Origin of the sequence: Paenibacillus sp. FSL R5-0923, from assembly GCF_038009145.1 — a bacterium.
GTDB lineage: Bacteria > Bacillota > Bacilli > Paenibacillales > Paenibacillaceae > Paenibacillus_AQ.
The window spans coordinates 4,720,202-4,742,263 of sequence record NZ_JBBPAT010000001.1; the positions used below are offsets into that span (position 1 = coordinate 4,720,202).

At 40.8% G+C, this 22,062-nt stretch carries 24 protein-coding genes; 1 reads left to right on the forward strand and 23 read right to left on the reverse strand.

The window, feature by feature from the left end; genetic code table 11:
• Window positions 1–49 precede the first annotated feature (49 nt).
• The 18 genes from MKX35_RS21090 to MKX35_RS21175 form a co-directional block, all read right to left on the reverse strand.
• Window positions 50–934 (reverse strand): ABC transporter permease subunit, encoded by an 885-nt coding sequence (locus tag MKX35_RS21090; RefSeq protein WP_076298894.1) that lies wholly within the window; start codon window positions 932–934, stop codon window positions 50–52.
• A complete protein-coding gene (locus tag MKX35_RS21095) occupies window positions 931–1,893 on the reverse strand; it encodes an ABC transporter ATP-binding protein (RefSeq protein WP_042187768.1) in 963 nt (320 codons plus the stop codon). The genes MKX35_RS21090 and MKX35_RS21095 overlap by 4 nt, the downstream gene beginning before the upstream one ends.
• Window positions 1,890–3,011 (reverse strand): hypothetical protein, encoded by a 1,122-nt coding sequence (locus tag MKX35_RS21100; RefSeq protein WP_076298893.1) that lies wholly within the window; start codon window positions 3,009–3,011, stop codon window positions 1,890–1,892. Before MKX35_RS21100 ends, MKX35_RS21095 begins: the two co-directional genes overlap by 4 nt.
• Window positions 3,012–3,064: 53 nt before the next feature.
• Window positions 3,065–3,583 carry a sigma-70 family RNA polymerase sigma factor gene (locus MKX35_RS21105; RefSeq protein WP_076298892.1) on the reverse strand — a complete coding sequence of 173 codons (519 nt, stop codon included), beginning with the start codon at window positions 3,581–3,583 and terminating at the stop codon, window positions 3,065–3,067.
• Window positions 3,584–3,756: 173 nt separating this feature from the next.
• Complete coding sequence (locus MKX35_RS21110; protein WP_042187762.1) at window positions 3,757–4,074, reverse strand: hypothetical protein; 318 nt, start codon at window positions 4,072–4,074, stop codon at window positions 3,757–3,759.
• Between the two features lie 146 nt (window positions 4,075–4,220).
• Window positions 4,221–5,675, reverse strand: a complete 1,455-nt coding sequence (gene nagE, locus MKX35_RS21115) for an N-acetylglucosamine-specific PTS transporter subunit IIBC (RefSeq protein WP_042187760.1) — start codon at window positions 5,673–5,675, stop codon at window positions 4,221–4,223.
• A 47-nt stretch (window positions 5,676–5,722) separates the two neighbouring features.
• A complete protein-coding gene (locus MKX35_RS21120; RefSeq protein ID WP_042187759.1) occupies window positions 5,723–6,229 on the reverse strand; it encodes a PTS sugar transporter subunit IIA in 507 nt (168 codons plus the stop codon).
• A gap of 22 nt (window positions 6,230–6,251) precedes the next feature.
• Window positions 6,252–7,124 (reverse strand): PRD domain-containing protein, encoded by an 873-nt coding sequence (locus MKX35_RS21125; RefSeq protein WP_042187757.1) that lies wholly within the window; start codon window positions 7,122–7,124, stop codon window positions 6,252–6,254.
• A 215-nt stretch (window positions 7,125–7,339) separates the two neighbouring features.
• Window positions 7,340–7,726: a DivIVA domain-containing protein gene (locus tag MKX35_RS21130; protein ID WP_042187755.1), complete on the reverse strand. Its 387-nt coding sequence runs from the start codon at window positions 7,724–7,726 to the stop codon at window positions 7,340–7,342.
• Window positions 7,727–7,819: 93 nt separating this feature from the next.
• Window positions 7,820–8,179 carry a helix-turn-helix transcriptional regulator gene (locus MKX35_RS21135; protein ID WP_042187753.1) on the reverse strand — a complete coding sequence of 120 codons (360 nt, stop codon included), beginning with the start codon at window positions 8,177–8,179 and terminating at the stop codon, window positions 7,820–7,822.
• Window positions 8,180–8,487: 308 nt separating this feature from the next.
• The gene (locus MKX35_RS21140; RefSeq protein WP_042187750.1) at window positions 8,488–9,504 is read right to left on the reverse strand and encodes an extracellular solute-binding protein; all 1,017 of its coding nucleotides are present in this window, start codon (window positions 9,502–9,504) and stop codon (window positions 8,488–8,490) included.
• 109 nt (window positions 9,505–9,613) lie between these two features.
• Window positions 9,614–10,696 carry an ABC transporter ATP-binding protein gene (locus MKX35_RS21145; RefSeq protein WP_042187748.1) on the reverse strand — a complete coding sequence of 361 codons (1,083 nt, stop codon included), beginning with the start codon at window positions 10,694–10,696 and terminating at the stop codon, window positions 9,614–9,616.
• 23 nt (window positions 10,697–10,719) lie between these two features.
• Window positions 10,720–12,375 (reverse strand): ABC transporter permease, encoded by a 1,656-nt coding sequence (locus MKX35_RS21150; RefSeq protein ID WP_076298891.1) that lies wholly within the window; start codon window positions 12,373–12,375, stop codon window positions 10,720–10,722.
• Window positions 12,376–12,466: 91 nt separating this feature from the next.
• Complete coding sequence (locus tag MKX35_RS21155) at window positions 12,467–13,504, reverse strand: ABC transporter substrate-binding protein (RefSeq protein WP_076286421.1); 1,038 nt, start codon at window positions 13,502–13,504, stop codon at window positions 12,467–12,469.
• Between the two features lie 22 nt (window positions 13,505–13,526).
• A complete protein-coding gene (locus tag MKX35_RS21160; RefSeq protein WP_042187743.1) occupies window positions 13,527–14,315 on the reverse strand; it encodes a DUF3919 family protein in 789 nt (262 codons plus the stop codon).
• A gap of 70 nt (window positions 14,316–14,385) precedes the next feature.
• Window positions 14,386–15,792 carry a sensor histidine kinase gene (locus MKX35_RS21165; protein ID WP_076298890.1) on the reverse strand — a complete coding sequence of 469 codons (1,407 nt, stop codon included), beginning with the start codon at window positions 15,790–15,792 and terminating at the stop codon, window positions 14,386–14,388.
• Window positions 15,793–15,795: 3 nt separating this feature from the next.
• Window positions 15,796–16,461, reverse strand: a complete 666-nt coding sequence (locus MKX35_RS21170) for a response regulator transcription factor (RefSeq protein ID WP_076298889.1) — start codon at window positions 16,459–16,461, stop codon at window positions 15,796–15,798.
• 275 nt (window positions 16,462–16,736) lie between these two features.
• Window positions 16,737–17,312, reverse strand: coding sequence for a GNAT family N-acetyltransferase (locus tag MKX35_RS21175; protein ID WP_076298888.1), 576 nt, complete (start codon window positions 17,310–17,312; stop codon window positions 16,737–16,739).
• Between the two features lie 121 nt (window positions 17,313–17,433).
• On the opposite strand from MKX35_RS21175, the gene MKX35_RS21180 reads away from it, so the two are divergent.
• Entirely contained in the window at window positions 17,434–18,324 is an 891-nt protein-coding gene (locus tag MKX35_RS21180) for a GNAT family N-acetyltransferase (protein ID WP_076298887.1), read from the forward strand.
• A gap of 88 nt (window positions 18,325–18,412) precedes the next feature.
• Here MKX35_RS21180 and MKX35_RS21185 read toward each other — a convergent pair whose 3' ends face one another.
• The 5 genes from MKX35_RS21185 to MKX35_RS21205 all read right to left on the reverse strand — a co-directional run bounded on the left by MKX35_RS21185 (window position 18,413) and on the right by MKX35_RS21205 (window position 22,016).
• A complete protein-coding gene (locus MKX35_RS21185; RefSeq protein WP_076298886.1) occupies window positions 18,413–18,775 on the reverse strand; it encodes a YmaF family protein in 363 nt (120 codons plus the stop codon).
• A 102-nt stretch (window positions 18,776–18,877) separates the two neighbouring features.
• Window positions 18,878–19,816 carry a GNAT family N-acetyltransferase gene (locus tag MKX35_RS21190; protein WP_076298885.1) on the reverse strand — a complete coding sequence of 313 codons (939 nt, stop codon included), beginning with the start codon at window positions 19,814–19,816 and terminating at the stop codon, window positions 18,878–18,880.
• 407 nt (window positions 19,817–20,223) lie between these two features.
• Window positions 20,224–20,352, reverse strand: a complete 129-nt coding sequence (locus MKX35_RS21195) for a hypothetical protein (RefSeq protein WP_256716254.1) — start codon at window positions 20,350–20,352, stop codon at window positions 20,224–20,226.
• A gap of 26 nt (window positions 20,353–20,378) precedes the next feature.
• Window positions 20,379–21,245: an NAD-dependent epimerase/dehydratase family protein gene (locus MKX35_RS21200; protein ID WP_076298884.1), complete on the reverse strand. Its 867-nt coding sequence runs from the start codon at window positions 21,243–21,245 to the stop codon at window positions 20,379–20,381.
• A 186-nt stretch (window positions 21,246–21,431) separates the two neighbouring features.
• A complete protein-coding gene (locus tag MKX35_RS21205) occupies window positions 21,432–22,016 on the reverse strand; it encodes a general stress protein (RefSeq protein WP_042187728.1) in 585 nt (194 codons plus the stop codon).
• Window positions 22,017–22,062: the final 46 nt, after the last annotated feature.

Below are 22,062 nucleotides of genomic sequence, written 5' to 3' on the forward strand. Positions count from 1 at the left end.
TTCGGCAACAAAAAGGGCATTTTAAGTTCTTCGATATATTGTTAAACTGCTATAGATCTTTCCGTTGAAAACGATACAATCCGATTAAGAACGCGATTAGTGTATAGAAGATCGCATAGACGATAAATGTATTAGATGGGACTGAGGTGAAGTTATCTAACCCAAATAGACTATTGGAAGCGTTAAACATCCCGTTCATTTCGTTAATGCTAAACAGTTCAGCAGTCATTCTGCGCTGTAACCCATCTACAGGCATAAGTAAGGACATTATACCCGTCATATTATTTAGAGTGCTAAGTGCTTCGGGCTTAGATAATAATGAACTACTTACCTTGTCAATCATTCCTCCTAGCCATCCTGCTCCATAAAGCATCGTCATAAAGACTCCATTCCCAAGGGCTGAGAAGAATCCTGAACCCAGCATAGAAACAGTTATTAGCAACGGTACGATGGAAGAAAAGAGCAAAAATGATTTAAATAACGCTAATCCATCTCTTGGAATTGCAGTATGAGCTTGCGTAATTAGCAATATAGAAACAAATAAAATAAGTGCATAACCTATTCCTAGTGTTACATAACCAAGCCAACGACCTGCGTACCATTTCCAGCGTGGAATTGGTCTTGGAAGCAAGGCTTGCATCACTCCCTGCTCTGCCTCACCTGAAATGGCGGAAAACGAACTAAAAATTGCTAAAAAAGCAATTACAAATGCTCCGAAGAAAAATCCAAACGATAAAATAAATAAACCATTTGTAAAACGAATAAGGAGTTCTTCTCCGCTAGGAAAACTCGATCCGTGAGACATAGAACTTTGCCCGATCGTACCCGCAATAAACCAAAACCCAATAAGAAAGACCACGGTCATAATTAATGTCAGCACCATTACTCTTTTGCGCATCAGTTCTTTCCAGGTCATACCCATTATAATTCTCATTCGTGTTCACCTCTGTGGCTTAGTCCTGATACAGCATTCATAAACCACTCTTCCAGACGTTCTTGCTGATGTGAAACTTCATATAAGGTCATCCCTTGTTCTATAATCAGTGTATTCAGCCAACCCACCTGCTCTTCACTTTCCAGCTCCGCTTCCAACCAAACCCTACTACTGTCTATGGATTCTTCGGTATGGGAAGACACCCGGATCTGCAAGCCTGTCTGATCTTTTAGCCACGACAATAAAATAGGCGCAAAGCCGCCTACTTTAAATCGCCAGCTCATACGCTTGTTTAACACCTCGGACACTTTACCATGCCGGAGAATAACTCCGTTATTTAGTAGCGCCATTCGGTCGCAAAGTACTTCAACATCCTCTAACAGATGAGAGTTTAGAAATATCGTAACCCCTTTTTCTTTTAGATTCTGTAATATACGCCGGACTTCCTGACGTCCGATTGGATCTAGTGCCGATGAGGGCTCATCCAAAAATACGATAGCCGGCTCATTAACAAGTGCACAAGCTAAACCCAGTCTTTGCTGCATTCCCTTAGAGTAATGCTTCACTCGGTCACGTCCACGCTTACCAATTCCAACCTCATCAAGAAGTTGTGGAATTCTCTTATCTGCTACAGACCGCTGCATTCCGCATAGTCTTGCATGCAGCCTCACAACCTCCTCACCCGTTAGCCATTCCTGATAACGATACAATTCGGGTAAATAACCGATTAGTGATTTAGCTTCTAGCGAACCAATCTTATGCCCGAACAGAGTTCCACTGCCACTTGATGGATGAATAAGACCTACAAGCATTTTTACAAAGGTGCTTTTACCTGCACCGTTAGGGCCGAGGAAGCCAAAGGCTTCCCCTTTCCCTACAGTAATACTTACATTTCGACAACCGCGTCCGTTATCATATTCTTTAGTTAGGGACTTGGCTTCAATTGCTGCAGTACTCATGATTCAATCAACTCCTGAACCTTGGTCATAAGCTTCTCTTTACTCGAATAGAGCTCACCTGACAAATTGAATAGCTGTCCATCCTGAATCCATGTAGCTTGATATACAGGACCGCGGCTGTATTCATAATTGTCAACTATAACTAAAGTGTCACCCACAGTTATTTGCTCCGTATTTTCACCAGCGATTAACGGCATTGGGATTTCTCCGGATAAGACCCTGCTTTGCATTAAGCTAGTCTTCAAGTAATCTGGGAGCAGTGGGAAATTCATTACAGCTTCCAAAGCCTCTTCCACTTTAATAGAAGGATCAACGTTAAGTACAGGTGCATTCATCTGCGACAGACTTGCCCAGTGCGTTTCGTCAGATGAGAGATTGTAATTCACAAATTCCGGGATATGAAGTGTAATTGGTTTACCGTCAATCGATTCGGGCAGCAGATGTTCTGCTCCAATTTTCTTCAGGGCTTTGTTCACTTCGTCCACTTTCAGATTAAGCGTGATATCTTGTGAAGCACCCACCGTAACTGAATTATGCCCTTCCACTAAAGCAGCGGTTTTCGCTGGATAGCCTAGGGTAGCCTTCAGTTGATCCGCAGGCAACTCACCAATGTAAGCTCCGCTAGCGTTTGTAAACTCACCGAATTGATTAATTGATCGATTAAGTTCACCGTCTTCAGCCACCTGTGTGAAAATATTACGCAGATCACTCTCATGAACAACCGTAACCTGTTCCATCCTGAACTGATTCAGAATGGATGCCATTGCTGTGTTTCCTATTGGGGTCGCGAGAATGACTGCAAAAACAGCTACACTCGCAGCTACAACTCCTAGTTTCCGACGACGGTTCATACGCAGTCGACGCGGACGTTGTACTTTCTTATCATGGGTAGTTATAAGTATGTCCTGTACTACCGTTGGAGTTGACTCTGATTCAAGGTTCTCTACATTTTCTACCTGACTTAAGTTAACAGAATCCTCAGTTTGGGCTTCCGTATTTTGACTCCATTTTGCCCATTGAGGATTATAAGGTTCATTCTCTAACTTACTCTTTAGCTTGGCCCAGGCTTCGTCTGTACTTTGCTTATCTTTATCTTGCTTTCCTGAATAGTTATTCATTATTATACCTCCTGATTTTAAAGATTACTTCGTAACTTCTCCTCAAAAGAAGTCTACTTCGTCTGGGGTATCGCCTTCGTTGCATTTTGTCTTAGTTTCTCTGTCGCTCGGTGAAGCAGGGTCCCTACTACTGGAGGCCTTACTCCAAGCTCTCCCGCGATTTCCACATAACTGTACCCCGAATAGCGAAGAAGAAGCGCTTGTCTGTCTCTTTCAGGCAATTCATTCAGCCAGATGTGTACATCTTCCTGATCTAGCTTACTAATTATGACTTCTTCACCTGAAGGGGGAGATTCATTAGCATCATAAAGCTGCTCTTGTTTATTCTGCAGTCGCCGTTCCCTTGCTTTTTTGTCCAAATAATCATATCCAATACGAGTTAGGACTCTATGAAGCCAGGCACCCAGCGCTGCTGGATCATCTGGTGGATTACGGTACAATCTCAGAAAAACTTCTTGAGCTAAATCATCAGCCGCCGATTCATCACGTACCAAAGCGGCAAGCTTACGGCGGACAACAGGGTAATGTTCATAAAATATTGTTTTAAAAATTTTAGATTCCGGAATTTCCATCGTTTAAATCCTCCTTATCAGCTGCAGCTATAAGTAAGACGACTGTCAGTACATTTTTGTATCAGAATTCTTCATAATTATCATAATCCATTATAAAACATACAAAAAGACAGCCCCTAATTAATAAGGTAACTGTCTTCATTATTGGTCTTACCTATCTATTTTGATCCCAATTATCGAATTCGAATATATCGGTTAAGAATCTTCTTGGACAAAATACTCCGCTCCAGCTTAAGCTCCAGCAGCTGTTCTTTCCAATGTAACACTTCATCTGATTCTTCATTCTTACGCAGCTTCTCAAACAACTTCATGATCAATATGTTAACGGAATCAAACCGTGACCATAATTCTATCACACTTTCTTCTTGAACCTGAGGTTCTTCCGATACTGTGTTAAGATTCTTTAAGCTCTCTATGATGTCAGCCTGCCACTGTCCATCGTTAATTGCTTTGGCATAATTTAAAAGGTCCAGATAATCGTCGACTGACATATGTACCGACTCCTTTGCATGGTTATACCAAGTATTATACTAGGTATTGTGTATATTGCAACACTTTATACCTGTAAGTATACAAAAAAACAAGGGCTAGTATGCGGACTAGCCCTTGCTAATAAATTTAAACGGAGTACGTTAAGTTATAGTAACTTCTCGATTTCCTCTTTGTATTGCTCCGATTTCGGACCAAATACGATTTGTACAGCACCTTGACCAAGTCTCATTACACCGGAAGCACCGAGTTGTTTCAGTGCGGAATCTTTAACGGCTTTTTCGTCTTTAACGATCAGACGTAGGCGTGTAATACAAGCATCGATATTTTCGATGTTTGAAGGTCCGCCGATGTGCTCAAGAATTTGAGCAGCCTTGGAAGAAACAGCTGAACCTGTTCCGTTACCTCCAGTTGGTGCTACAAGCGCATCATCATCATCTTCGCGACCAGGGGTCTTAAGCTTGAACTTCGTGATGATAAAGCGGAACAACACATAGTACAGAACGAAGAAACACAGACCTACAGGGATAAGAATCCATGCATTGGTGGATAGCTTCATGTTTATCAGATAATCGATCAAACCAGCGGAGAAACCAAAACCAAGCTTAACATCCAGAATGTACATTAACGCCATCGAGAATCCTGTAAGTAAAGCATGAACTGCGTACAAGGCTGGTGCCAAGAACATAAAGGAGAACTCAAGTGGTTCTGTGATTCCTGTTAAGAAGGAAGCAATAGCAGAACCGATGAAGATGGAAGCTACCATTTTACGTTTTTCTGGTTTAGCTGTATGAATAAATGCAAGCGCTGCACCTGGAAGCGCAAACATCATGATTGGGAAGAATCCAGTCATAAACATCCCAGCTGTTTTGTCTCCAGCGAAGAAGCGATTTAAGTCACCGTTAACCAATTCACCCGCTGCATTCGTAAAATCACCAATTTGGAACCAAGCAATCGAATTAAGTACGTGGTGAAGACCTGTCGGAATCAACAAACGGTTAGCTGTACCGAAAATGAACGCTCCAACTGCGCCAAGTGACACTACCCAGTTTCCGAAATCACTAATTACATCTTGTACAGGGCTCCAGACCATCCCAATTAATACTGCAAGGACCATCGTGGAAGCTGCGGTAATGATTGGAACAAAACGTTTACCCGCGAAGAACCCAAGCCAATCTGGCATCTTTATATTGTGATATTTCTTATATAGAAATGCTGCCCAGGCACCGGCAAATATACCCCCAAGCACACCCATATTCAACTTTACAGCATCATCAATAAAAGAGAACTGAAGGGGTACGGCAATCAGAATCTTGTCTAGTACTAAGTATGCAATTACTGCTGACAAGGCTGCTACGGCGTCCTTGGCAAATCCAATGGCAACCCCTACTGCGAAGATTAGAGCAAGATTTCCGAAGATAGCACCCGAACCGGCATTTAGAAATGGAACAAAATAATGGTTCAGGAATCCACCTATCGTTGCCCCCAGAGGTATATCTTTTTCGTAGTTAATCAGACCTAATCCTTGAAGAATAGCTGCCGCAGGCAAAGTTGCTACCGGAAGCATAAGCGACTTACCTAATTTCTGTAGAAAACCCAACATAAAATATCATCCTTTCGATTCAATAGTAGTAATGCTGTATCAGCTTATTACTTTGAAGCCACTGTAAGAATCAGATCCTGTCCTGCTGTAACCTGACCATAATGTCCGTTCACTTGAGGTGGTGTTTCCTCCGTACTAGTCACGATTACAGGTGAAATTGTGTCACAGCCTGCTGCGCGAATAACGTCCAGATCAAATTCGATTAAGGTTTGACCTGCCTTCACTTGATCTCCAGAGGCAATATGACTAACAAATCCGTTGCCCTTAAGACTGACAGTATCGATTCCGATATGTAACAGCAATTGCACACCGGAGGAATGTTCCAGAATAACTGCATGACTCGATTTCACGATATGAGCAACCGTGCCATCAAAAGGAGCCTTTAGGATCCCCTCAGAAGGTCTGATTGCAACTCCGCTACCCATATGACCACCAGCAAAGGTTTCATCCGGAACCTCTGTTAATGAAACTGCTTCTCCACTGATTGGTGCCATGATTTCGATTGTATGTCCAGTATGTTTCTCTTCTTTTTTTGATTTCCATTTGGAAAACATATGCTCCACTCCTCTAAAGATGTTAGTTTTGTTTCACTAAAGTCTGAAATAATCGGTGTAAGTGCATCGCTAGGAAACACAGCTCTTCTTCCGGGATATCTACACCAAGAGATTTTTGCATCACTTTACCGAGCTTTTGAGATAACTTGTATTCCTCTTTGTATTCCTTCTTAATATGTTTCACAAAAGGATTATCTATTAGTGATCCTTTCAAAATACGTTCCAGCGAAAACCGCAAGTGGATCATTAATCGAATATGATTCATACTGCCATGCTCAAAAGTTATATTCCGTTCTTGCTGAATCATGTCTAGAAGTTCACTCACGATATTAGATGCTTTTACTAACTGACCCACCGATACATTGTTAACTGCGGAGTACACATGATAAGTTAGAAATCCAACCTCGTCTTCGGGAATTTGCACCTGAAATTCAGCATTGATCTTCTCTGATGCCTTGTAAGCGATATCAAATTCCTTCGGAAAAGACATCTTAGTTTCTTGTAAAAAAGGATTAATAATATCCATCCCGTTGCGCAGACGGTAAATGGTGAACTGAATGTGGCTCGGGAGTGCCAAATAAATCTTGTCGTTTAATTTGTCAGGAAATTGACTTTGGATATCAGCAATTATTTCATCAGTTATTCTCATCACTTTGGGATCTATGTCTTCCAGCAATATTTGATACTGACTCCAGGATTCGCGGTCTTCTAGACGAAACAATTTCTCAATACGAGGATCGTTTCCTTCAATCACACCTGAACCTTTCACAGCAAAACCAATGCCTTTACCGATAATGACATATTCCTTGCCGTTCTTGCTTCCCTGAACCATTACAACGTTGTTCCCAATCACACGCTGTACTTGAAATTGCTCGATCTCCCGCGACAAGCTCATCACTCCTTTCCCATATTATCGTCAATTAGGAACAAAAAAAGCCAAGAAATGTCTCATCGAGATGAAGACAATCCTTGGCTCATGCCCTTAACGGTAACACGCCACTAAAATATAAATGATCATTTATGAACATATCATAAATCATGAACTGCTAACTCGTCAATGGTAAATTTATAAATGTCAAGCGCAGCTCCTGAAACTCAAAAATCCACGAGTTATAAATAGCTTTCAATTTGGGGAAGCTTTTCTTTAAGCTGACGGACATTGGTCTCTAGTTTTAAAATGACCTCTTCTAATTCCTTTGGGTCGATGCCTCTAAGTACTGGGACCTGAATAACCTCTGTGGCTTTGGTTTCTGATTTTAATTCTCGCATCTCCAGCTGCTGTTCTTGCCATTTATCCATCAGATCAGCAATTGTCGCATAAAAACGCTCATAATCCTTGATTACGCTATCTAAAAATGTATCCACTTCCTCCGCATCGTAACCACGAAGCTTCATACTGAATTCTTTTTCATGTATGGTTAGAGCATCTAGAGTGATGCCAAGTTGGCTGAATAGCTTACGTTGTTTGTCCAATCGACGTTTCATATGTTCATCCATCATTTGTAACCTCCAAGTATATACTGCAATTATCCGGCAGTAACCATTATAACAGGGTGAGAGCATCCTGAAAATATAACTATAGTTCCAGTTCTAGAAGTTATCCGCAACCGCCTTGTTCAAAATACCTAAGCAGCGATCAAGATCCGTCTTCACCTGCTTCTTATATAGCTTCGCTTTCTCTTCTCCATCAGTTGTGAAATGGTATAAGACGATTTCTTGAAAATCCACCTTCGGATCATTCCCTTTTAGCTGTTTAGTACGATATAAAATTCCTTGCTGTACCAGCTCATGCAGCGCGCGATAAATTTCGCTCTGTGGAGGGGAATATCCATGTGCCTTGAAATCTCGACGTAAATCCTCAAGCATTTGGTATCCATACCCGCGATGTTGTTCTACCATTGTTATAAGATACACCTTGATAAAAGCCCGTTGAGCAATCATAAACGCCATATAAACCCTCCTCATGTTGTGTTTTTTTTGGTTAATCTTACCTTCTATAACTCTAGTATAAGCACTATTTTCCAACTTTCACAACCTGAAATGTGGTAGTGGTTTCACTTTTTCCGATTTGTATAGAAATTTAATAGGGATAGATGATGAATTTATTGAAAGTAACTAGATAGAGTTGTTTATTTTGTGATTTTCTATTGTGAATTTTTCATATGATGAAAGTTGGTTTTTTTGAGTAATAAATAACGGTCATTGAGAACTTAACCATAAAGTTCTCGATGGCCGTTGAATAATGAGTGAACAATCCCTTAGCGTTTATTGGCCTCATGCCATTTAGCGAGTAATTCCTCTCGGTTCGCAGCAGCGATATCGAATCGATACGTAATCATTAATTTTTCCAGCTTAACAGAAGACAATAGCGGATGGATCTTAATATTCGGCATCACAGGTAAGGAAAATGCGGAATTCATATAATCTGTCTGAGCATCTGTTGACAGTACAAAATCTACCAGCTGCTTAGCAGCAGTCACGTTGTTCCCACCTTTCAAGATCGACACTGCACCTATCTCCCATCCAGCTTGTGGAGGAATAGAAGATTGTATAGCATATCCCGAATTCTTAAATCGAAGCTGGTCGCCCATAAAGCTGATAACAGCAGCAACTTCACCTACTGCAAGCCGCTGGGCAGAACTAATTCCTGAGAATGTAGTTGATGAACTCTGCTTCTTAAGAGCACTCACCAATGCTAGAGCTTGCTCCTCCCCACGTTCTTGTGCAAGAGAGGCTAGCAATGTGTATCCTGTACCTGAGGTTTCTGGGTCCGGAATTTCAATTTTCCCCTTGAGCTCGGGACGTAATAAGTCTTCGTAGCGTTCCGGAAGAGGTAAAGCTACAAGCTGAGGATCTTGATTCCAGACCTGCTCATTTACACCAATAGCCAATGCACCCATGTATATACCTGTCCAATAGCCCATTTTATCTTTATAGATGTCGGGGATCTCATCAGCAACATGTGATGAATAGCGAATTAATTTCCCTTTGTTCTTGAGCTGCTCATGAAGATCAGCAGGCCCACCGAGAACAACATCAATGCCTGTCTTATTGATCGACATCAAATGGTAGCTTGCCTCACCGCCAGACATGCGAATAAGCTCATAAGACTGTCCCGTCTTCTTCTTATATTTCTCCAACAGAATACGCGCTTCATCCTCTTGAAAAATTACATATACTTTGAGAGGCTGATTGCTTTTCTGGCCAGGATAGAAATATATTAGAAGAAGTATTGTTACCGCAACCAATGACAGGATAATTACCTTTGTTCTCAATTAGAACGTCTCCTCCCGCTAAACTAGCCTATAGCCGCCGTTCTATAAAAAAACGATACGCCAAAAAAGGAAAACGACTGTTTTCCTTTTTTGGAACATCTACTTCAGTTTACGGACTAACCTTTTTAATAATATGAATTTTGTCTATTGCCGCACTCATCCGAACTTGACCATCGAAAGTCTTTTGACCAATATCATAAGCATCGACAATCCATTCTTTGCCCCATTGATCTGCAAGGAAATATCTTTCCTTTTCTCCTAGAAACATCGAGGATTGGACTACTCCCATGATGTTAAATCCGCTAATGTCCGGATGATTTAGTCGCAATGATTCGGGGCGAACACTCAGAAGAACTTCCTCACCCTCTGTCAGCTTTTCATCTGTAGTAATAGTAACATTATCCCCTCCAAAGCCGTAGCTAACTGTTGCCGTACCCTCTTTACTTTGCATGACTACTGCCTCAATAAAATTGGTAGAACCAATAAAATCAGCTACATATTGTGTACGAGGTTTATAATATATTTCATGCGGCGTACCGTACTGATCAATAGCTCCTTTATTAAAAACAACGATCTGATCTGACATCGACAAAGCTTCCAATTGATCATGCGTTACATATATTACGGTTAGTCCAAGTTCCTGTTGAATTGTTCGCAGTTCAACGCGTACCTCTTCACGTAATTTAGCATCTAGATTACTTAGTGGCTCATCCAGGAGAATAATCGGCGAATTCATCACTAAAGCACGAGCCATAGCTACACGTTGCTGTTGTCCACCAGACATTTCATGGGGATATCGCTCTTCAAGTCCGGATAATTTGACCTGGGCCATAACAGCCATTACCCGTTCCTGTACTTCTGCTTCAGGTCTTTTCTTAATATCTAGTCCATAAGCAATATTATCAAATACCGTCATATGCGGGAACAAGGCATATTCCTGGAACACCATTGGAGTGCCCCTTTTATATGGAGGTAATTCATTAACCAAATTCCCGTCAATCCACACCTCACCATCATCGATGGTATAGAAACCCGCGATGGAACGTAATAAAGTCGTCTTCCCACAACCACTCGGACCAAGGAAGGTGATGAACTTCCCCCGTTCAATCTTTAAGTTGATATTTTTCAAGACATGGTTATTGCCGAACACTTTATTCACGTTTTTCAAATCTAGTAGTATGTTGGATTCCATCGTGCCCACTCCCTTCAAAATCATTAGAAATCAAATATTTTCACTTTGGAACGGAAGATCAACTTGATCACTCCCAGTGTTCCAAGCGTTGCACCCATCAAACCCACTGCCACAGCGGCTGCCCAATAATAGGTTCCCGTTTCGGCATAGTTAAAGATCGATACTGCTGCAACAACCCATTTAGGGGTAATTAGGAAGATTATCGTACTCAAAGTATTCATATTTTTCATAAACGCATAGACAAAGTTCGCTACGACGGTTTTTTGCAACATTGGAAATACAATCGTTGTTAGCGTCTTACGGCTACTCGCACCCAGATTGGTGGCTGCTTCTTCGATCGATTTATCCACTTGTTTAAAAGACGCAGTCAAGCCCCGATAACCTACAGGCATCTGTTTAAGTAACATCGCAATGACAATCAATGCTGCAGATCCCTGCAAAACAATCGGACCTTTACTAAACGCAACAATCAGTGCAAGACCAACGAATGTTCCTGGAAGCGCAATTGGAAGAACCGCGCTGAAATCTAGTAATTTTTTACCCGGAAAAGGTTTGCGAACTACTATATAGGCGAGCACTAATGCAAGAGCCACCGCCAGTAACGCACTAATTAGTGATAACACTAAGCTGTTCAAAACGGCTGGACTAGATGAACTAAAGACAACTTTCATAATATGATCCAGTGTGAACGTATTATCTCGACCAAAGTTTTTCGTAAAGGCGAAAAGAATGGTGATCGCAAACATCGAAATAATGAACAATGAGATTAAACTGTTAAAAGAGAAAAGTAATGCATCTGTCTTCTTAGATGTAGTGATCCGTTTCAAACCAGATACCGGCTTACCAGTTATCGTTGAGTAGGAGCCTTTAGATAAAATCTTATTCTGAACCCAGAATACAATCAGTGCAGGAATTACTAAGATAATCCCCATGACCGAAGCTAGTCCAGCCTCGTTATTAATGATTTCTCCGTAAATTTCAACTGCTAAAAGTGAATAGTTACCACCAATTAGCTTTGGATTTCCGAAGTCAGCGAAGCAGTTAATCGCTACCAGCAAGAATGCGTTAATAACACCTGGAAGTGCAAGTTTCAGCGTAATCGTCCTGAATAATTTGAATCCTCTAGCTCCAAGATTCTGTGCTGCTATCTCCAGATTCGGTGATATAGCGCGGAGCACACCTGTTATAGTCATGTAGGCAAGTGGAAAATAGGATATCGTCTGAACAATCCACAGCCCCGGTAATCCATACAAATCAAGCTCAAAATTAAAGTTGGTATTTAACCATTGTGAGATCATTCCCCCACGTCCAAAAAGCAATAGGAATGCTAAACCACTCATAACCGAAGGAGCTAATAATGGAATAAAGGCTATAAATCGAAAGAACTTCTTTCCTCTGATGTTACTATAGTGAATCGCATACGCGTATATAAATCCAAACACTGTTGCTGTAAAAGCGGATAATGATGAGCTAACTACCGTATTTAATAGAGCTTTTCCATAACGGGGTTTACTAAAAAACGTTGCCCAATTATCAAATCCAGATGTAAACACAACGACTACCAGCGGATAAATAACAAATAGAATGAGAAATGCAAAGCTAGTCAGTACAAGTACGAGTGACGACGGATCTTTAAAGAGCCTGTTGATCGACTCCCCAATGCCTTTTTTTTCTTTCATAGGGGGCGACTCCCACCTTTCTGCCATCCAATTTGAGGGGCATTACAGTCATCATATATGGTACAGCCCTGCAATACCCCTATTGGCTCTTTTATTTCAAATCTTTTAATGCATTTTGCAACTCTTTACGCTGCGATGCTGCTTTTAACAAATCATAAGCATCGTTGTATTTCGTTGTTTTAATATCAATGCCACCTTTAGGAATCGGTACTGATGCTTTAACGGATACTGCGTATGCAGATTGCGTATACAACTCACCCGGTTCATTGGTAAGCATATAATCCATAAGCTTCTTCGCAGCCTCTGTATTAGGTCCACCCTTAACAATCGATAAGGCTCCAACTTCATAACCTGCTGCTTCTGGAACAACACTAACAATTGGGTTGCCTTGGTATTTAATCTTCAATTGATCGCCTAGGAAAGTCACACCAATTGTATACTCCCCTTTAGCAGCTTTCTGAATTGGCTCAATGCCAGACTTAGGTCTTTCCTTAAGGTTAGGCAGCAACTGTTTGATATAGTTCAACATCTCATCATCACCCCATACTTGGGCTAAAGAAGCTACTGCTGTATATGCTGTACCCGATGTTGCTGGATCGGACATACCGATTTCACCTTTGAATTTAGGATCGAGCAAATCCTTAAAAGTTTCAGGGTATGGATCACTACCATATTTCTCTTTCCAACGTTCTTCATTAATACCTATAGCGATTGGATTTAGATAAAACCCTGTCCAGAAGCCATCTTTGTCTTTCATATTGTCAGCGATGTCAGAAGCATTCGGAGAAGCGTAAGCTTCCAATGAACCTGCCTCTTTCAGTACTTGGTGCGAATCTGCTGGCCCTCCCATCAGAAAGTCGGCTTGTGGATTCGACATTTCATTCTGTACACGGGATACTGCTTCTCCACTTGGTAAACGTAGGATGTCATAGTCAATTCCGGTTTCAGCTTTGAATTTATCCAGAATTTTACGAGCCTCTTCCTCTTGAAAAATGGAATATACGGTAATTTTTTTGATTTCTTTACCGCCAAATACTCCTGATTTATACATGAAGAACCCCGCTACCAACACAACTACTATGACTGACAATAAAATGACTGACTTACTGTTTTTTTTCTTTCTCGCCATAGACTAAACCATCCCTTCAAGATCAGTATGAGGCATTATTTAGTTTGAAATAGACTCTTTGATTGGTCTCATCCAGAAGGTCATAGACCACGAAGTAAGCACCGTTATAGCGATCCACATGGATCCAGTGCTTTTTCACTCGATAATCATTCGTGAGCTGAATGACAAAGTGAGCATCGGGTGTACGTTGTAAGTCATCAAAATGGCTGAAATCGATAATACGCTCTGCTGCACGAATCTGCGATATCAACGCCTTCCTCTCAACCTGAGTGAGAGCTGTAAGTACTCCCTGCTGTAGTGTGAACACATCATTAATCTTGTTTTCCACAGCAGATCCAATACTCGACGTTGTTAACATCTTATCGATGAGTGTACTTTGCAGCTTGCGGATAGTAGCACTTACATTAAGCGAATTAACTGACTCCGCACCGAAGTGAAACGCATTCGTTTCCACTTGAAAAGGAATATCTTCTTGATCCAGATAGGCCATCGTTCCCGTCAACAGAAGTCTCGGAACCAACTGTTGTGGACGCTGCATTCCTGATGATAACAACCCAGAAAAAGTAGATCTCAATTTCAGCAATTCCTTCGGATCCTCAATGGATATCGTCCCTAGGCCTGGATACGTAATATCCACGCGCATCGGAACGCCAGCAATGCGGTCAAGTTGATCCTCCTGTCGAGGTACAACATGCACTTCATCAAGAGGTATTCGAAAAGTGTAAGCGCACATGCCGATTAGCAGACTGCCTATGATGACTTGTAACAAGATGAGGCGAAACCATGAAAGCCCTTTCTTATCCTCTGGCACTTACTTTAACCTCCTCATATATCAGAAAAATTTTAAATTTGTATCAGTTTTGTAACAGCGCTTACATTTGTTATGTTAAGGGGAATCTCAGCTGAATCTCTGTCCCCTTCTTCTCCGAGCTAGTAATGACGATACTCCCTCCTTGAAGTTCCATAAACTGTTTACATAGAGGTAATCCTAACCCATGTGATTCGTTTGAAATAATACGATCCTGTTTCTCTGCCGAGGGTAGAAATAATATACTTTGCAATTGTTGTGATATCCCTCTCCCGTTATCTATGATACGAACCAGCCCACAGTCCCCATGCTCCGTTAACTCGATATAGAGATTTGTACATTCACTATGCTTAATAGCGTTATCAATCACGTTAAATAGAACTTGCTGAGTTCTCTTGGGATCTAAATTCACTTCACAAGATGAGATCTTTAGCGTGGTAACAATCGCGGATTTTTGAAGGGTCGGCTCTAAGATACGTAGACTATCCTTAATGACAGCCCCTAAATCAGTACACTCCAGCTTGATACGCCAAGCCTCATCACCAATCAGTGAGGTCTGTAACAAATCCTCAACCATATTTAACAACCGAGTACTCTCTTTACGGATATAGGTATTACATTCCTGTATATCATCCTTCTTATTCATTCTTTCAATTAAATCCGAAAACCCGATAATCGAAGTTAATGGTGTTTTTAATTCATGAGTTATGTTGTCGTAGAAAGCTTTCTGCTTTCCCTGTTCATACTTTAACATTTTGATATGATGTTGCAGCGCATCCGACATATGATTGAAATCCTTGGCTAATTCTCCTACCTCATCCTGACTACTCGCCTGTATCTTTCTGCTAAAATCGCCAATGGATACAAGCTTAAGCGCCTGCTGCAAGGCATGTAGAGGCCTCACCAACAAAGATGAGAATGAATAGCTGACCATAAGCGAAAAAATTAAACATCCTACAGCTGCAGCGATGAACCAAGTGCGCATCTGGTTTAATGTCTGCAAATTCTCATGGAGGTCCAATAAATATCGAAATCCACCCACAATTTCTCCTTCATACCAGAAGGGAACTGAGTAGATTAGATATTGTGTACCTTCACCTGCAGTTATGACTGTGGCAGCATTACCAGTAAGCGCTTTCTGAATATCGTTACGTTTAAGTAAGTTTTCTTTATCGCTGCTGCTCCCAACAATCGTCTCATCTAGTGCGAATAGTTGTACTTGAAAATTGCTGTTTGACGCCAAATGCGACGCAATAAAGGGGGCGTACTTACCTGAAAATAATTGTTCTATATTAATTTTCTGATCACTGACAATCTTCAATGCCTCAATACGATGCAAGCCAAAATACTGACTTAACGTCTGAGTATCCCGTTTAATCATACTTTGGTTAAGCGTATAATTAACGATAAAAAACATCGCTGTGAGCAGCATAACAATCGTAACGGCATGCTGAATAAACATTTTATTTCGCAGCCCCATCTTCTATACCTCCAGCTTATAGCCTGTCCCATGTATAGTAGCGATCAGATGCTCGTTGGGTTTCATTTTCTCCCGAAGACGGTTTACCACCATGTCCACGGATCTTGTATGCCCATAATAATCATAACCCCAGACCTGATCAAGCAAGTCTTCGCGAGTGAAAACTTTCTTAGGATGAGCACATAAGAGCCACATAAAGTCAAACTCTTTACTGGTTGTCTTAAGCCATTGTTCCCCTATCTTACAGGTACGTCCATTCTTATCAATTTCAATAGGTCCAATCTTGATCACTTCAGGAGGCGCCACCATCTTCATTCGTCTCATAACTGCCTTAATGCGCTCGATAAGTTCCCTTGTCTCAAAAGGTTTCGTTAGATAATCGTCTGCTCCCAACTGAAAGCCAAGGATTTTATCATTCATTTCATTCTTAGCGGTGAGCACGATTACCGGGACTGACTTATACTGTTGTTGAAGCATTTGAAGAAGCTCGAACCCGGAACGGTCAGGTAACATAAGATCTAACAGAATTAAATCGGCAGACCATGTTGCAAGTTCATCCCACGCCTTAGTCACCGTTCCTACAGCTTTCGTCTGATACCCTTCCACCTCTAAGCTCAATTTTAGCAGCATTTGAATGCTGGGATCGTCTTCAATAATTAAAATATTCATACGTAGCCCTCTTTTCCTTAGATGCTATTTTACACTGAACTTTCATATTTTTAGTTACCCTCTTATAATAGCGGATATCGTTCAATACGAAAACGCTTTCCAAATATCTACAATTAAAAATACAAATCAAATAATTGACTATAAACTTACATTTTATGTCTCTGTATAGTAAGTAAAATCCACAAAAAAACTCCCACATAATGGGAGTTCTACGGATTTAGGATTTTGTAGAACGGACTATACCACTCGAAAATCCCTTAATCGAGCGATTGCGCTCATGATTGCTCATCTCTGTTTTTCTCCATAAATTCTTCCTTCGTCAATCCAAACAATATCAAATCATAATATCGTCCGTTCGTGTAAATGACTTTCCGCCGCACGCCCTCTTGCACACAGCCGACTTTCTTTAACATCCCTATAGAACCTTCATTACCTTCAAGCGCACATTCATTGAATTTATTTAGCCGTCGCTCGAAAAAAGCATATTTTAAGAGGATGGTTATAGCTCTCGTTCCATACCCTTTACCTCGATGATCTTTATCCACCTGCACACCAATGCTGAACGTACCATTTTTCTCATCAATGCTATTTAGATTTACGCCTCCGACATTTTCACCATGCAAATCTTCAATCGTAAACATTAGTCTATTCGATGAGAATTCAGCGTAAGTCTCCGCAAAATTTTTAGCTTCGGCAATGGTGGGTGGTAGTTCAACTGCACATTGTAAGAGTCGTCGTGCTGGGGTATCAAAACGATTCGTATAATAGCCTTCCCAATCCCCTTCTTGTATTGATCGTAATCTTATTTTCTCGTCTTTCCAGTAATAATTGCTATAATCTATCTCTCTCATTTTCTAGCCTCCAAATAATATTGGGATTGTTTTTTTATAATAAACATTACTTTATAACCATGTAGTAAGATATAACCATTAAACGTGACTATGAAAAACACTTTGGAAAAGAGGCAAACTTATGAGTGATTACCAATTGGTCAGTGATTATAAGCATATCGAAAAATATAAAGAAAGCTTTAATGCCTTAGCTAAATCAATCTTCGGGATTGATTTCTCGCCATGGTATGAACAAGGAGGCTGGAGTGACAAGTATATTTGTTATTCCTATATCGATGGGGACCATGTGATCGCTAATGCGTCCATAAACAAAATGACGATTCTCATAAATCAAAAAGAGTATAACGCCATTCAAATTGGCACTGTAATGACACATCCTGATTATCGCATGCAAGGATTATCCAGGAAATTAATAGATCAAATTATCGCGAAATACGAACATGAATATGACTTCATTTACTTATTTGCAAACGACAGTGCTTTGGACTTTTATCCTAAATTCGGATTTGAACGTATGCAAGAAAGCAGCTTTTCGATTAACGCTTCTAATCTTAGAAATCAAACGTCTAAAATCTTCTCTGTGCGTCCCTTATCTATGAATAACTCCGTTGATTTCACCATGATAAAAAAATTCGCTGAAGAAAAAGTTCCGGTGTCCTCTATACTCAGCGTTGTAAACAATGAACATCAGCTGCTGTTTTATTTTATCCTTCCTTTCCATGATTCTTTTTACTATATTGAAGAAGCTGACGTCGTAGTGGTCTTTAGACATGAGGAGCATCAGCTTCATATTTTTGATATTATCAGTACTAAAAGTATAGATATTAACGCGATATTGAATAGCATTATTTCTCCTGAAACGGAGGTTATACATTTTTATTTCACACCAGATTATGCCATAGATCACATAGAGTCAGCATTAATTCCCCAGAGTGAGGATACGTTATTTGTACGTCCATTTTTAAAAGAACTACCTAAACATTTCATGTTTCCCATAACCTCACATGCCTAGATAGAATGAAGAAGGCTGCCATCCGGCAGCCTTTTTTTTATTTGCTCTTTCATTTCTTCAGAGCTTCATTTCATACCAGATTTATTCATTAAACAAGTGGAGCTTGAATCAATGTTGCGAAATTGAATCGATGGACATGACCATCATTTAATGTAGTTTGGCCAGATACAAAATGTACGTGTTTGCCATTTCCGACTGAAATAGCAGGGCCTGTTCTTATCTTTTTCAGATTATGAAAGTGGTTCAAGAAATCAGTTCTACTAAGATCAATTTCATGAATATGGCTATTCCCTACTCGAATCGCCTGCCCCGTAACACCTGCAAAGCGATGGTTATGTCGATCTGCACCTTCTTCAGCCAATTTCGTACTACCTTCAAATTCATGTACATGTCTCTGCGCATATTGAGAATATAATGTTTTCTTCTTTAGAGTAGCTTTTTTCTTTACCATCTGTTGTGAACCTCCCTATAAACATGAACTTCACAACATTCTATTAAGAAAACACATTTTAAGTTCTAGGCAGGTGTCTAAGTAACCATTATGATTTGTTCGCTAATCCTTTACAGGAATATACATGCTCTGTATCTCTTGTACTCCAGGAACAAATCCTAGATTTGTATAAACAGACTCCGCGTCATTACCTTCCATGACATATAATCTAAGGAGAGGATACTTATCTTTAAGGAGACTTAGTCCTCTTTTCATCATCAGTGTCGCTAACCCTTTGCCTCTATAACTGGGCATTACACCAATACTATAAACCGCTGCGTAATCGTCTTGTAAACCCAAGAGACAATTCGCAATTAACTGTCCCGATTTCCTATCATACACAAGCGTTGACGCGGTAAGTAATGCTTCATTCGTATAATTCGGTTCTTCACTTGGAATAAAATCTTCATAAGAGAATTTTTTTCTTCTAGTCGCCTCGAGACTTCCATTAAAGCTTGCATAGCTACATTCGGCGATCTGATCTTCCAGAATAAAGCGTTTAGCTCCTATTCCATCATCTTCGATCTGTGGACTTTCAATTCTAAATTCTTCGTTCCATTCCACCTCGAAATGATCTGTAGGACGCTGCATCCAGCGACATCTGAACTCATCAGGCCAAAATCCTGCCCGCGCAAATAAATGAACTTGATCCGGTAGAACCTCAAATGTTTTTATAGGCTCCGTTCGGTCAGACCAATATATCAAAAGCTTTTTTAGAAGTTTAAGCACCACAAATGTATCGTTAAAAGGTGGAATAACAAATAAATGATAGATCCGATTAGGCGACATCCTTACTCCACCTATTTTCGCCTCCCCTTTATAGATCCAAAAAGCATTCTTTTGGGCAGAATTGAACCCATCTTCTCTAAAAAAGCCAATATACTGAATATTATAATAAATGGAGCAATACACTCCCCACTCTTTCGAATCAGCCTTACGAATTGAATAATCATTACTTAGCTCATACGATATTTCATCCTCAGACCATCCCATTAATTGCATGTACAATTCCTCCTCGCTGCTACTTCACCTTCTATTTTCTATAGTATCACTTCTTAAAGTAAATGATTGGTAATAAACACTTATAATGATTATTTACTAAACTACAGCAAGTGTAATTGCATCTGGAAGTCCAATATATAAGAAGAAACCTTATAATATAAAAAAACTGCCTATTGGCAGTCTTCTCCTTAATAAATTCTAGAACATAGCCAAATGGCGGTTCCCACAGCGATAATACCTGCTAATGTTACAAATAGGACATACCCTCTCTTTGTTCTAGTAACCGTGTGATTATCATAAAATTCAGGTTTTCGTACGATTCCAAACCATAGATCCGCGATTAAATTCACGACCACTAGAGAGAAATTTTTTATTACCCCCACGTCATCACTCCTTTTCAACTTTAGCTAGCCAAGTTTATTATTAATTTCACTTAGTGACTCATTCATTTCGTCCATTTTCTTGATCATCGCATATTGATTGCTAATCATCATGATTAAACCAATAAAGAACAAAATCACAAGAAGTAAACTCATACTGCACTTCCTTTCAGTAGCTGAATTCATTCACTCTGGACATTCAAGCTCCGAGCAAATCCTGACCTCCATGACGGGTACTGTGGACTCCATTCGTAATCCATTCGAGCTTTCGTATTGGAGGCTCCGCGTTCCCATCCTGCTCTGCCTTCTTGAACATTAGGAGCAGGAGCACCTATGGTATCTGAATAAGTTGATAACCAATCCAATCCATTAGCAGGCTCGTCGTCTACGATGTTCACAGGACCTGAAGGCCAGTTCAGAGCAAGCACCGCCGCGTTAGCTGCATCCTCCACATGTAGGAATGATACAACTGCATCTGTCGCTGTCACTCGTCCTTGACGAATTTCCTCTGTCATATAGCCATTAGTGTCATACCAAGTTCCTTGGCCGTACAACATTCCATACCGCAAGATCACATGATTGGGGATCTCGGCAACTGCTTTCTCTAATGAGCATATACCTTCAATCGTTCTTATCCGAGGCTCTAAAGCCTTCAGATCTAAAGGAGTTTCCTCCGTAGCTGGCTCCTCTCCAGCTTCATAAGCCCAAGAAATACTTTGTGCAATGATTTGTTCCACGCCTGCTCCAAGGGAAGCATCCACAATATTTCGTGTTCCTTCTATTCTTATCCTCGAATTATCTGAGAAATTCCGCTGACTTAGTGAAGTTAGCTGATGAATAACCACTTCTGGCTGTGCTTTGTGAATGGACGCAAATACGGCCTCTCGATCGAAGACATCCGCGACTACCACCTGCGCTCCACACATCTCAATAAATGCTCTATTTTCTTCCTTATGGGTCATTCCGACAACCTCATGCCCCGTTTCTAATAACTTGGGTAGCAATAGCCGTCCAATCACGCCCGCTGCACCGGCTACAAATATCTTCATCTAAGCCCTCCTTAAGAACAGCCTCTAAGTATAAAGATTGCTAGTTACTTCTCAAAATCCCAATTATAATTTGGATTATTATCCATATCATACCACATGCATAATAAAGACTGCACCTCACAGCTTATCGCTGTGAGGTGCAGTCTTTGATGGATTGTTTATAGTAAAAGTAGGTCGATTAACATTTTAGATTTTATCGCGGTTGTAGACTTCAGCCGTTCGGTCTGCTCTGTTAGCCATCGAATTACCTAGTCGAGTGTCTTCGTTATAGACGCCTTCGTAACGCTGAGCATTTAGTGAGCGATTGTCTCGGAACACATCATGCGCTTGATACCCTCGTCCATTATCCTCAACAAGCACAAGGATCTTGCCACTTTCAACGTATCCTTCGTACTCTTTTGCCTCATCCTCAGGAATGCCAAGACCGATCAAGCCGCCAACTAAGCCACCTGCACCTGCACCCACGGCTACACCTGTTAACGTTGCCACAATAGGTCCCGCTGCCAGAATAGGACCAATCCCCGGAATTGCGAGCGCTCCGATACCTGCTAGCAGTCCGGTAACACCACCCAATACGCCGCCTGTAGCTGCACCTGTTGCAACACCCTCGGGAGCTTTTGTGCCTGTATCATCCGAAATATGTCTTAGCTCATCACGATCACGTGTGATTACTGATATTTCATCATTACTGAACCCTTGATTGTGAAGTCCTTCAATTGCTCTGGTTGCTTCTTGTTCTGTATCAAAGATACCTACGATTTTTTTAGTCACTTGAAGCCCTCCTTAGTAATTGTCTTCGCTAGTTAATTACCCTGTA